The organism is Maricaulis alexandrii, assembly GCF_005871165.1.
GTDB classification, from domain to species: domain Bacteria; phylum Pseudomonadota; class Alphaproteobacteria; order Caulobacterales; family Maricaulaceae; genus Maricaulis; species Maricaulis alexandrii.
The window spans coordinates 469,911-482,031 of record NZ_SWKP01000005.1 but is presented as its reverse complement, the minus strand read 5'-3'; the positions used below and the strand labels follow the sequence as shown (position 1 = coordinate 482,031).

Here is a 12,121-nt window from a genome sequence, read left to right as displayed (position 1 = left end):
TACCGCGGCATGCCCCCGACCAACGGCTGCGCGGATCGCAGTCACAATATGCTGTTTTGATTTTGAAACCGCCGGAGCACAGCCCGTCGCGCAGACCGGGACTTGAATTGTATCGCCCCCCTTGCGAGAACCCTTCGACACTAGGACAACACGTCGAGGGCAGACGTACATGAAAGTAATCGTTCTTGGTGGAGACGGCTTCTGCGGATGGCCGACGGCGCTCCACCTTTCCAATCTGGGCCACGACGTGGTCATCGTGGACAATCTGTCCCGTCGCAAGATCGATGTGGAGCTCGAAGTCGAGAGCCTCACCCCGATCCGTCCGATGTCGGAGCGTCTGGCCGCCTGGAAAGAGGTTTCCGGCCGCGACATCAAGTTCGTGAACATGAATATCGGCAAGGACTACCAGGAACTGGTCGACCTCATTGCCGACGAACAGCCGGACACGATCGTTCACTTCGCCGAGCAGCGCGCCGCGCCGTACTCCATGAAGTCGGCCCGCCACAAGCGCTACACGGTGGACAATAATCTCAACGCCACCAATGACGTGCTCGCCGCCATCGTCGACAGCGGCAAGGACATCCATCTCGTCCACCTGGGCACGATGGGCGTCTATGGCTATGGCACGGCCGGGATGAAAATCCCCGAGGGCTATCTGAAGGTGAAGATCGAGACCGATGAAGGCCTCAAGGACCAGGAAATCCTGTATCCGGCCAATCCGGGTTCGATCTACCACATGACCAAGACCCAGGATCAGCTCTTCTTCCATTTCTACAACAAGAACGACAAGGTGAAGATCACCGATCTCCACCAGGGCATCGTCTGGGGTACGCAGACGGAAGAAACCAAGCGTGATGAGCGCCTGATCAACCGCTTCGACTATGACGGCGATTACGGCACGGTGCTGAACCGCTTCCTGATGCAGGCCGCCGTGGGCTATCCGATGACCGTGCACGGCACGGGCGGCCAGACCCGCGCCTTCATCCACATCCAGGACACGGTGCGCTGCGTCCAGCTGGCGGTCGAGAACCCGCCGCTCGATGGCGAGAAGGTCCGCATCATGAACCAGATGACCGAGACGCACCGCGTCCGCGATCTGGCCAAGATGATCGCCGACCTGGCCGGCGCCGAAATGCAGCTGGTCCCGAACCCGCGCAATGAAGCGGACGAAAACGACCTGCACGTCGAAAACGACACCTTCCTGCAAATGGGCCTGAAGCCCACCACGCTGGCCGACGGCCTGATGGAAGAAGTCACCGACATCGCCCGCAAATATGCCGGGCGCTGCGACAAGACGAAAATCCCCTGCATCTCCTATTGGGGCAAGGGCCGCGAAGAGGCCGCCGCCAAGCCGGCCGCCACGACGACGGCCGCCGAGTAGGCGTTCGCTGGATCGAATGAGAAAAGGGCGCCCGTTGCGGCGCCCTTTTTTGTTGTCGGGGTCAGTCGGCGAGCAACCAGGCCAGGGCATCCGCCTCGGATTCAAACACACCGAAATCATGCAGGGCTTCCGTCTGCGGCAAGTGCTGCCAGACTTGGATGATCGGCGACTTCCAGCGCTCTGGGATGACCCAGGCCTCTCTGGTTCCCTCACCGCGCTGCCCCTGCGTGCGCTCCATGTAGGGCATGGCGGTTTCGAGATACTGCTCGACCGTCAATGAGCTCAGATCCGTGCCCGGGGCCAGCGTGGTCAGGATGCGCCGGGACCGGGGCCAATCGGGCTCCGCAATCAGATCGGCATCCGAGCGCAGGATTTCCGCCATGTCGACTTCACCCTCGAACCGGATGCGGAAGACTTTCAATTCCCGGTCATACCGGTAGGTGTAGCTCATCGATCAGGCCTGCAATGCGCCGACCATCCGGTCGAGAAAGGCACAGCATTCCTCGAGCTGGTCAATCGCCACAAACTCGTCCGGCTGGTGGGCCTGGCTGATCGAACCGGGCCCGCAGACGACGACGGACAGGCCGGCCTTCTGGAACTGGCCGGCTTCGGTGCCATAACTGACCACGCGGGTCGAGTTATCCCCGGTGAGCTGGCGCGCCAGCCGCTCGGCCAGGCCATTGTCTTCCGGCGCGAAGGCCGGGACGTCGGAGCGGATGGAAATCTCGATCCGGGCTTCCGGCGCCGCCTTGCGCATCTCCGCCTCGATCCCGGCCGCCTTCTCCCGCAGCCGTTCGGCCAGACCGTGGGGATCATCCCAGGGACAGGGCCGCATCAGCGTGCCGAACTCGCAATCCAGCGCCAGGATGTTCAGCGCCGTGCCGCCCTTCACCTCACCAATGGTCAGCGTTCCATAGGGCGGGTTGAACGGGCTGTCGGCCGGGGCCGCCGCTTCCATCTTCGCCGCTTCCTCGACGAGGAAATTCATCAAGGGCACAGCATGGGTCACCGCACAGGCCCCGTCCTTGACCAAGGAGGAATGCGCCTCCCGGCCACGCACCTTCACCACCATGGAGAACAGGCCCTTGTGCGCCGTGACCACTTTCATGTCGGTCGGCTCGCCCACCACGACCATGGCCGGCTGGATCGGGCCCTCCATGATCCGGTCGATCAGGGCCGGCGCCCCCAGACAGCCCACTTCCTCATCATAGGAAAGAGCAATGTGGACAGGCTTCTTGAGATCGGCCGCGGCCATCTTGGGCGCCAGGGCGAGAATGCAGGCTGAAAAGCCTTTCATGTCGCACGTGCCACGACCGTAGAGCTTGCCATCGCCCTTGTCGGTCAGCGCCCAGGGATCGGACGTCCAGGGCTGGCCATCAACCGGCACCACATCCGTATGACCGGACAGGATCACACCACCGGGCACGGCCGGACCGAAACGGGCATGCAGATTGGCCTTCTTCCCGTCCGCGGACGGGATGCGTTCACACACCGCCCCCAGCGCAAGCAGCTTGGCCTCGACATGATCGATCAGCGGGAGATTCGTGTTGCGGGACGTGGTGTCAAACGCGACCAGGTCACGCAATTCGTCAATGGCGGTATCGAGATGGCTCATCTCACCCGTCTGACAAGGCCAAGGCCCGGCGTCAACGGGTTTTGCGGTCCCGGCCGCCCCGGTACGGGCACCGCTCAGACCTGCGGCATGGGCACGACACTGTCGACCGAGAATGTGGCGTAGAAGGTCTCCACCAGCGGCAGGGCCACCGGATAGGCATAGTCCACCTGGATCCGGCCGATCGGCACCGCGCCGGTATCATCGATCTGGAAGGCCACCTGGACCTGCAGGTCCTCGCCCATTTCCGCCAGATCGCTTTCGATCAGCTGGGTCAAGGCGGCGGCATCCACGCTGGCATCGATCATCGCCGTGCGAACGGCACGTTCCGCGATCCATTGCACGGTCGAGCCCTTGTACAGGGCCAGAGAGATCTGGATCACACCGATGATCAGGAAGATCAGGGCCGGCGAGATCAGGGCGAATTCCAGCGCCCCCGCACCGGAGCGATCGCGGCCGAACCGCCGCCAGATGTGTCGATCAGCGCGCACGGACCACCTCCTCGACGCTCACTTCATATTCGCCGAACACGCCGGTGAAGTAAGCCGTGGCCTCCAGCTCGTGCATGATGTCGGGAACGCTGCCATCCGGGCAGAGCTGGCCGCAGGGCGCGTCGGCCTCGGCGCATTTGCAGCACTTAACGACCGTGACCTGGGCGTTTTCCGGACGATTGGTCCAGGACCGGTTCACGATCGAGACCGCTTCATCGATATCCTCGCCACCGGCCATGAAGTACTGGGCCCCGCCCCGCACGGCCGAATGCAGATCGGTGCGGTCATAGGTCATCCGTCCCAGATCGAACACGCCCAGAAGGAGCGCGGCGAGAACCGGCACGATCAGCGAGAATTCCACGGCCGCCGTTCCGGCCCGGGAGGCCCGGAAATCCGACAGGGTCTGCATCACACTCTGGAACAAACGGGTCATGAGGATCACTCCACCAAACGGACATCGCCAGGGATTTTCGGAAAGGTCAGGCCCACGCCTGTGCAGTCGGTCGTGATGCTGGCATTGCCGCCGATCTCGACCGTGTAGCCAACCAGCTGCATGCAGCCCTCCTGGCCGGAGAAATCGCCCAGGAAGCTGATATCGCTGGACGGTGTGTAGATGGCTCCGGTGATCAGGCTGTCAGCCGTGCCGTTGAACACGTGATCGACGCCATGATCATCCCGGTCACCGAAGAAAACGAGGCCGGAATAGTCCCCGGTATTCGGCGCCGTCAGCTGGACCGTGGCACCACCATTGAAGCGGGCGCGGGCTCCGTCCGTGAAGTAGAAGGTCACGCCGTCGCCGACGACGGTGGCCTGGGCCCCGATCCGGAAGTCGCCGCCATCAATGACATAGACACCGGGCTCGAACTCATACTCACCGGTCAGGTTGAGACCATTGCAGAAGCGCTTGACGCCCGAGGGACCCGCGCTGACCGAAACGAGGCCGGCATTCGGACCGCCACCCCCACTATTGATGTTGGAACAGGAGGACGGCAGCGTCGGCGGCTCGACATCCGCATAGGGGTCCTGCGCCCGCGGCAGATTGGTCCGCGGCTCACGGCAATCGGTCAGCGTATAGCTCGCACTGCCGCCCCCGACCACGAAACCGCCCACCGAATTGATGCAGGGCGTTTCCACATCCGTCGAGCCACGCAAGGTAACCGCATCATCGGCAATCGAGTTGGACATGATCTCGCACTCGATCATCGCGACATTGGACGAACCGAACAGATCGATCGCGGCCCCGTCATCATGGCTCAGCGCCAGCAGGCAGGCATCGCTTTCTTCCTGGTAGGTCGCAACGGCCCGGACCGAAATCAGCAGGGGTTCCTGCGACATGATCGAGGAGAAGAAGCGCGGCAGGTTCTGGGTCAGGACCACTTCCATGGACCGGTTATCCTGGTAATTGCCCGTTTGCGGCGGCGACATCGCATTGATGATACCGGCCGTCGCCTCGAAACCGTGAAGACGCGCCTCGGCCGCCGCTTCCTCGCGCGCCTGGGCGACGCTTTCATGATTGCGCAGCGACACGGCGCCGGCATAGGCAGCCAGGTCGGCGGCCGTCTGGGCCTCGCGCTGGCGGTATTGCCAGAACCCCACTTCCACACCCAGTCCCGCACACCCCATCACCACCGGGAGGCAGAGGGCGAATACAACAGTGGTATTGCCGCGGCGATTGGACAGCCAGTTGGAGAACATTTCGAAGCCCCAGTGATTCATGGCGCCATTATCGCGATGATTCCTTCGCCGGACGTGAAACCGGACGCAGGATTTTTCGAAAAGATTTCAAGGGTTTTTGGTAAAAGTCGAACTATTTTAAACGGCTGATTTATCAGGCCTTTTCCAAGCTGGCCTGATGCGCAAAACAAGTTCGCTTCCCGCGTTATTCTCGCCTTTACCCAAGCCGCAGATTGACGTTTCAACCTCACGCAACCGGTGGAAGCATGCCGCCCGTCTTGTGCGTAAAAAGGAAGTCCGATGCGCGTCCTGGGGCGTGTTCTTGTCCGGTTTGCAGGTGACAGATCCGGCAATGTTGCCATGATCTTCTCCCTGCTGCTTGTTTCGCTGGCCGTCCTGGCCGGTGGTGCCGTCGACCTGAACCAGGCGATGAATGCCCGCACGCGCCTGTCCCAGGCGCTGGATGCGGCCGCGCTGGCCATCGGCGTGCAGACGAGTATCGGCCAGGACAGTGCCACCGAACTCGCCGGCAATTTCCTCGCCGCCAATTATCCCGACCGCGAAATCGGCACGGTCCGCAATATCGCCGTCACCCTGGACAATGAGAATGACCGGGTGCGCGTTCAGGCCGAGGCGGCGGTCGACACGATGTTCCTCGGCCTGATCGGGATCGAGGAGCTGACCGTCCATTGGGAAAGCGAGGTCCAGCGGGCCCGGCGCGGGCTGGAACTGGTCATGGTGCTGGACAATACCGGGTCGATGGGCGGTTCCAAGATCGCGAGCCTGCGCGAGGCGGGCCTCCTGCTGACCGACATCCTGTTCGAAAGCTCGGACCCGGAACGCCTGGCCATCGGTCTGGTCCCCTTTTCCTCAACCGTGAATGTCGGCACGCAGTACGCGCGCGAATGGTGGCTCGATCCGGACGGGCTGAACCCGCTGCACAGCGAGAATTTTGTCCCGGCGGCCAATCGCTGGGACCTGTTCGATGCCATCGACAACCGCGCTTGGGCAGGCTGCGTGGAGGCCCGCGCCATCCCGCACGACATCGAGGACACACTGCCGGACCCGAACCGGCCGGAAACCCTCTTCCTGCCCTATTTCGCGCCGGACGAGTCGGACCGGGGCTATTATTCCAATGACTATATGGACGACCGGATGGGCGGTTATGACGAACGGGCCCGCATGCGCAACAGCGCCAAATACGCCGGGCGGGATGCCAGTGGGGCCGGTCCGAACTGGGGCTGTTCCGCCCGCCCGATCACGCCGCTGACCAATCGCCGCGCCACCATTGATGACGCCATCGAGGACATGATCGCGAGCGGCACGACCAATATCCCGATCGGGGTGAGCTGGGGAGTGCGTGTCCTGTCCCCCCAAGCCCCGTTCTCGGAAGGCAGTGCCTTCGGTGATGAGGATGTCATCAAGGCCATGGTCATCCTGACCGATGGCGACAATGTCATGACCGGCCGGTCGAACCAGAACTATTCCGACTATTCCGGCTATGGCTATTCGCGCGATGGCCGGCTGGGCCTTGTCTCGTCCAGTTCCACAACCCTGGCCGATACGCTGGATGATCGCCTGGCAGACGCCTGCGAATACGCCCGCTCCCTGGATATCCGCGTCTACACGATCACCTTCCAGGTTTCCTCGAACTCGACCCGCAATCTGATGCGGGACTGCGCGACCACGCCCTGGCTCTACTATGACAGCCCCTCGGAAGAGGCGCTGCGCACCGCGTTCGAGATGATCGCGGGCGATCTGACCAATCTGCGGCTCTCGCGCTGATTAAGTTTCCGGAAACCCTGCGCCATAACGGGACCTTAATCCACAACCGCTAGAATTTTACCGAATAGCGGTGGGACTCTGCCATGGCCTTCAAGCGGCTGGTTTCAAAATTCATCGACATGCTCGGCAATCGCCGGGGCAATGTCGCCATGATCTTTTCGCTCTCCCTGCTGCCGGTGACGCTTCTGTCCGGCGGTGCCGTGGATCTGAGCCAGGCCATGAATGCGCGTTCGCGCCTGTCCCAGGCGCTGGATGCCGCCGCCCTCGCTGTCGGTGTGAACACATCCCTGTCCAATGAAGACGCGATGGAAATCGCGAACAATTTCATCGCGGCCAATTATCCGGGCCGCGAGCTGGGCACCGTCGTGGACGTCGTCGTCCAGCAGGATGACGAGAATGATACGGTCACCGTGTCCGGCGCGGCCCGCGTTCGCACAACCATGCTGGGTCTGGCCGGGATCGATTTCATCACCGTGCACTGGGAAAGCCAGGTACAGCGTGCCCGCAGCCGGCTGGAACTCGTCATGGTTCTGGACAATACCGGCTCGATGGGCGGCTCGAAGATCCGCTCCCTGCGCGACAGCGCCGAACTGCTGACCGAAATCCTCTATGACGCCGCCGACGAGACCGGTGACGTCCAGATTGGCCTGGTCCCTTTCGCGGCCACGGTGAATGTCGGCACGCAGTATGAGCGCGACTGGTGGCTCGACCCGGAAGCCCGCTCTCCGCAGCATGGCGAATGGGGTGGCAATACGGTCGAGGTGGAGACCTGTACCGGCTGGGGCTGGCGCCGTCGCTGCACCACCGAGGAATACCGGATCAATCACTGGGATCTGTTCGACCAGATCCGGAATTCATCCTGGCAGGGCTGTGTCGAAGCGCGCGCGATCCCGCATGACATCGAGGACACGCCCCCGTCCAACAGCCGACCGGAAACCCTTTTCGTCCCCTATTTCTCGCCGGACGAGCCGGACAATGGCCGCTATTCCAACTCCTATCTGGATGACCAGACATCGGGCGGCGTCAATGAACGCCTGACCTACATGCCCAAATATGACGGCGCCTCGGCCTGGAGCAGCTATACCAACCGCTCCTGCACCACGACGCCGATCACCCCGCTGACCACGAATGAACGCACCGTCCAGAATGCCATCGACGCCATGGACGCCAGCGGCACCACCAATATCCCCAACGGGATCGGCTGGGGCGTACGGGTCATTTCTCCGGGCGAGCCTTTCACCCAGGGCGTCAGCTGGAATGATGATGAAGTCATCAAGGCGATGGTCATCCTGACCGATGGCGACAATGTCATGAGCGGCCGGAATACCGATCTCATGTCCGACTACGAGGCCTATGGCTATGCCGTGGACGGCCGCCTGGGCCGGCGCAGCTCCAGCGGCAATGTCTTGTCGCGTGAACTGGATGATCGTACCGAAGCCGCATGCGACTACGCCAAGTCCCTGGGCATTCGCATTTACACGATCACCTTCCAGGTGAACTCGTCCTCAACACGGGAGCTGATGGAAGGCTGTGCGACCCATCCGAGCCTTTATTTCGACTCGCCGTCGGACGAGGCGCTGGAAGCAGCCTTCGAGACCATCGCCTCGGACCTGACCAATCTGCGGATTTCGCGCTAGGCCGCGCGGTTACTCCGCGCCGTCCCCGGCGTCCGCTTCGTCCTCATCCTCTGCACCCGGCAGGTCGATCAGTTCCAGATCGAAAACCAGGGCCTGGTTCGGCCCGATCGGTCCCGTGCCGCGCGACCCGTAGGCCAGATCGCCCGGAATGTAGAGTTCCCAACGCTCGCCCTCGCGCATCAGCGGCAGGGCCTCGACCCAGCCCGCAATCAGGCGATCGGACGGGAAGGTGGCCGGTTCACCGCGGGTTCGGGAACTGTCGAACACCTCACCATTGGGGAACTGCCCCGTATAATGGACCGTCACCAGGTCACCGCGCTCCGGTGACGCCGCGTCGTCCACCGACTGGCGGATCCGGATGATCAGGCCGGACGGCAGTTCATAGACACAGCGCTCTTCCAGAACAGCCGCCAGATAAGCCTCAGAGGCTTCGGTATTGGCGATGCCGACACGACTGGAGGCCGGGCCTTCCACGGTCGGGATCACAGCCTCATCCGGCGTATTGCAGGACCGGGCCGCGGCCAGGATCTCTTCCGGCGTTTCCGGTGTACCGGCACAGGCGGCCAGAACCAGGGCGGGGGCCGCGAACAGGGCGATCCGTTTCATCATGGCTTACTCCTCGGAGGTTTCAGGCTCGCGCGGCAGGATGGTGACCCGCCAGCTGCGCTCGGCTTGCAGGTATTCGCTCGCCAATGCCACCAATTCTTCCCGCGTGATGCTCTCATAGTCAGCCGTCAGGGCTCGCACCCGGTCCAGGCGCTCCGGATGCGCCCAGGACTGCGACAGCCAGCTCATCCAGGCGCCATTATTCTCGAAGGCATTCTCGATCTGCTCCAGCAACGGCCTGCGGGCCCGCAGCAATTCGTCCTCGGAAATCGCCCCGCCGGCCAGATCCGCGGCCAGCTCATCAATGGCGGCATAGGTCGCATCCACATCGTCCAGACGCACATCCGCCCCGACATAGAGATAGCCATAATCCGGATAGACATCGGACGCGGTGTCATTGTTGAAGGCGGAATAGGTGAAGCCCTCCTGTTCGCGCAGGCGTTCGGTCAGTTTCAGGTCGAACACGGCCCGCAACAGGGACAGGGCCCGCGTCCGGTGCGGATCACTGTCATCAAAGGTCGGCCAGTAGACATTCGCCATGGCCTGGTAGTCGGGCCCATTGTGATAGAGCACGACCGGTTCGCTGACCGGGTCGGGGAAACGGATCGTTCGGGCCTCGTCATAATCCGGCCAGTCCTCCGCCCGCGGCGGCAGGGCGCCGAGCGTCGGCGCCATGGCGGCCACCAATTCCTCTTCGGTGATATCACCCACCACGGTCACTTCGATTGGCGCTTCGCTCAGGGCCGGGGTGAGGAAGGCGCGGACCGCGTCCATGTCGATCGCCGCCACCTGTTCTGCATCGGGCAGTCCATAGCGCGGATCGCCGGACCGGATCATCCGGGTGACATCGGCCTGCAGGACCCCGCTCGGCGAGGAATAGAGATTGCGTCGGATTTCCGGGATCACGGCCCGGAACTGGTCCAGCCCTTCCTGGCGCCAGCCCGGATCGGTGAGATAGGCTGCCAGCAGATCGAACTGGACACGCAGATCGGACGGCGTCGTGCTGCCCTGCAGGATGAAACTGTCATCCCCGACCGCGAACCCGCCACTGACATTGCGCCCGGCCAGGACCCGGCCCAACTCGTCGTCGCTGTGCGCGCCGAGCCCGGAGGAGGTGAAGACCGATCCGGCGATGATATCGACACCGTCCTGGGCCCGCGGTTCGAGTTCACCGCGCCCGAAATCGGCCCGGATCCGCACCGAACGGTCCTCGAAATCGGTCTGTTTGAAGGTCACTGCGACACCATTCTCAAAGCGGAACCGCACCAGGCCGAGATCCTCGACCTCGTCGCGCTCCACCACGGTGCCGGCGGGACCGAAATCACCATAGGCAAACTCGGTCGCTCCGCCCTCTTCCGGCGGCGAAACCGGTTCCTGCGCACTGGATTCCCAGGCTTCGCGGATCGCGGTTTCCGCCTCCGGCAGGGCCAGCGGCGTGGCCAGGAAGAGGAGCGGCGCACCGCCGTCCCACTGGTCGCGGAAGGCGGCATTGACCGCCTCCACCGTGACGTCATCCAGCGAGGCCTCGAAACGCTCGAGCATGGAGGCCGGCGTCGTCATGACCTGGTCCTGGCGCCAGTTCGACCAGATCTGGTCGGACAGGCCGGCACTGGTCCGGGTCCCGGCCTGGTCGGCGGCATCGCGCAGCGAGGTGTGCATATTGGCCAATTGCTCGGCCAGTTCCGCTTCGGTGAAGCCGTGCTCCAGGGCCCGGCGCAATTCCTGTTCGACGCTGGCCACGGCCTCGCGCCATTGGTCCGGTCGTGCCACGGCCAGGACACTGGCCCGGTCGGCCAATTCGAAATCGGAGGAATGGGCCGCCGAGGCCTGGATCAGGGGCGAATTGCCCGAACTGGTCAGCGTCGCAAAGCGGCGCGACAGGATGCGGTCCCCCAGCGAAGCCAGATTGTTCCGGAACCGCGCCTCGGCCGTATCCAGTTGCGGCTCATGGGGCTGCATCACGTCGACGGTGAAAATGGTGTAGATTTCCGGGTCGTTGAAATAACCCACCGACATCGGCCGGTCCGGATCGAAGGTCCCGATGTCCGGATCGCCGCGCGGATCCTCGATCGAGGTCCAGCTGGCAAAGCCGTCCCGGATCTTCGCCTCGGTCGTGTCCGGATCAATATCGCCGGTGACCACGAGCAGGGCGCGCTGCGGCACGTAATAATTCTCGTAATAGTCCACGAATTGTTCGCGCCCGGCGGTCTCGATCACTTCGACCGTGCCGATGGCATCGCGGTCGGCGACCCGGGTTTCGGGCAGGCGGAAACGCCAGAGCGCATTGTTCCAGCGGCGGATTGGCGTATTACGGAAACGTTCCTCCGACAGGATCACGCCGCGCTCACGGTCGATCGCATCCGGGTCCATCAACAGCTCGCTGGCGGTCTGGCGCATCAGGAAGAGCGCGGTATCCACGGTCTCCGGGTCCACCTCGGGAATGTCGAGCTGATAGCCCACCGTGTCCCGGCCGGTGAAAGCATTGGTATCGGGACCGAATTGTAGGCCGAAACGCTCCAGCAAGGGCACCATTTCGCCTTCCGGCACTTCGGTGGAGCCATTGAAGGCCATGTGTTCGATGAAGTGGGCCAGGCCGCGCTGGTCCTCGGCTTCGGCCAGGGAGCCGACATTGAACACCAGGCGGACCGCCGCCGTGTTCGGCGGGGTCTGGTTGGCCAGGATGGCATAGCGCATCCCGTTTTCCAGCTCGCCATAGCGGATCGCCGGATCGGCCGGCAGATCGGAGACCTCATGCACGAAGCTGTAGTCCGCGACGGGTTCAGGCGTCTCGGCAGGCTGACAGGCGGGCAGGACCAGCAGGGCCAGACCGGCCACGGCGCCGCCGAGCCACTTCATTTCGCGCGCAAAGGTCATTCACGTCTCCCGGTTCGTGTTACCCCGAAACCTAGAGAGGCATGGCGATGTGTCGAGTAAA

The 12,121-nt window shown here is 63.2% G+C and carries 10 protein-coding genes; 3 read left to right on the top strand and 7 right to left on the bottom strand.

Annotation, left to right across the window (positions count from 1 at the left end; genetic code table 11):
• The first annotated feature begins 169 nt into the window (after window positions 1–169).
• Window positions 170–1,381, top strand: a complete 1,212-nt coding sequence (locus FCS99_RS05635) for an NAD-dependent epimerase/dehydratase family protein (protein WP_138511097.1) — start codon at window positions 170–172, stop codon at window positions 1,379–1,381.
• A gap of 61 nt (window positions 1,382–1,442) precedes the next feature.
• On the opposite strand, the gene FCS99_RS05630 is transcribed toward FCS99_RS05635, so the two are convergent.
• The 5 genes from FCS99_RS05630 to FCS99_RS05610 all read right to left on the bottom strand — a co-directional run bounded on the left by FCS99_RS05630 (window position 1,443) and on the right by FCS99_RS05610 (window position 5,200).
• Window positions 1,443–1,832, bottom strand: coding sequence for a hypothetical protein (locus tag FCS99_RS05630; protein WP_138511096.1), 390 nt, complete (start codon window positions 1,830–1,832; stop codon window positions 1,443–1,445).
• A 3-nt stretch (window positions 1,833–1,835) separates the two neighbouring features.
• Window positions 1,836–2,996: an acetylornithine deacetylase gene (argE, locus tag FCS99_RS05625; protein WP_138511095.1), complete on the bottom strand. Its 1,161-nt coding sequence runs from the start codon at window positions 2,994–2,996 to the stop codon at window positions 1,836–1,838.
• Between the two features lie 74 nt (window positions 2,997–3,070).
• Entirely contained in the window at window positions 3,071–3,484 is a 414-nt protein-coding gene (locus tag FCS99_RS05620) for a TadE/TadG family type IV pilus assembly protein (protein ID WP_138511094.1), read from the bottom strand.
• Window positions 3,474–3,917, bottom strand: a complete 444-nt coding sequence (locus FCS99_RS05615; protein WP_138511093.1) for a TadE family protein — start codon at window positions 3,915–3,917, stop codon at window positions 3,474–3,476. The genes FCS99_RS05620 and FCS99_RS05615 overlap by 11 nt, the downstream gene beginning before the upstream one ends.
• A 5-nt stretch (window positions 3,918–3,922) precedes the next feature.
• Complete coding sequence (locus FCS99_RS05610; RefSeq protein ID WP_138511092.1) at window positions 3,923–5,200, bottom strand: pilus assembly protein TadG-related protein; 1,278 nt, start codon at window positions 5,198–5,200, stop codon at window positions 3,923–3,925.
• 318 nt (window positions 5,201–5,518) lie between these two features.
• Here FCS99_RS05610 and FCS99_RS05605 point away from each other — a divergent pair, with 318 nt between their 5' ends.
• Window positions 5,519–6,943 carry a TadE/TadG family type IV pilus assembly protein gene (locus FCS99_RS05605; protein WP_233352669.1) on the top strand — a complete coding sequence of 475 codons (1,425 nt, stop codon included), beginning with the start codon at window positions 5,519–5,521 and terminating at the stop codon, window positions 6,941–6,943.
• A gap of 83 nt (window positions 6,944–7,026) precedes the next feature.
• On the top strand, window positions 7,027–8,580 hold the full coding sequence (locus tag FCS99_RS05600) for a TadE/TadG family type IV pilus assembly protein (RefSeq protein WP_138511090.1): 1,554 nt from the start codon (window positions 7,027–7,029) through the stop codon (window positions 8,578–8,580).
• Window positions 8,581–8,589: 9 nt separating this feature from the next.
• Here FCS99_RS05600 and FCS99_RS05595 read toward each other — a convergent pair whose 3' ends face one another.
• Window positions 8,590–9,189: an FKBP-type peptidyl-prolyl cis-trans isomerase gene (locus FCS99_RS05595; protein WP_138511089.1), complete on the bottom strand. Its 600-nt coding sequence runs from the start codon at window positions 9,187–9,189 to the stop codon at window positions 8,590–8,592.
• A 3-nt stretch (window positions 9,190–9,192) separates the two neighbouring features.
• Window positions 9,193–12,060, bottom strand: coding sequence for a M16 family metallopeptidase (locus FCS99_RS05590; protein ID WP_138511088.1), 2,868 nt, complete (start codon window positions 12,058–12,060; stop codon window positions 9,193–9,195).
• Window positions 12,061–12,121 lie beyond the last annotated feature (61 nt).

What these genes read in the sequence shown, in the direction of transcription:
- FCS99_RS05615 (WP_138511093.1), bottom strand. Translation starts at nt 3,917, where the DNA reads ATGACCCGTTTGTTCCAGAGTGTGATGCAGACCCTGTCGGATTTCCGG.
- FCS99_RS05635 (WP_138511097.1), top strand. Translation starts at nt 170, where the DNA reads ATGAAAGTAATCGTTCTTGGTGGAGACGGCTTCTGCGGATGGCCGACG.
- argE (WP_138511095.1), bottom strand. Translation starts at nt 2,996, where the DNA reads ATGAGCCATCTCGATACCGCCATTGACGAATTGCGTGACCTGGTCGCG.
- FCS99_RS05610 (WP_138511092.1), bottom strand. Translation starts at nt 5,200, where the DNA reads ATGAATCACTGGGGCTTCGAAATGTTCTCCAACTGGCTGTCCAATCGC.
- FCS99_RS05605 (WP_233352669.1), top strand. Translation starts at nt 5,519, where the DNA reads ATGATCTTCTCCCTGCTGCTTGTTTCGCTGGCCGTCCTGGCCGGTGGT.
- FCS99_RS05630 (WP_138511096.1), bottom strand. Translation starts at nt 1,832, where the DNA reads ATGAGCTACACCTACCGGTATGACCGGGAATTGAAAGTCTTCCGCATC.
- FCS99_RS05590 (WP_138511088.1), bottom strand. Translation starts at nt 12,060, where the DNA reads ATGACCTTTGCGCGCGAAATGAAGTGGCTCGGCGGCGCCGTGGCCGGT.
- FCS99_RS05595 (WP_138511089.1), bottom strand. Translation starts at nt 9,189, where the DNA reads ATGATGAAACGGATCGCCCTGTTCGCGGCCCCCGCCCTGGTTCTGGCC.
- FCS99_RS05600 (WP_138511090.1), top strand. Translation starts at nt 7,027, where the DNA reads ATGGCCTTCAAGCGGCTGGTTTCAAAATTCATCGACATGCTCGGCAAT.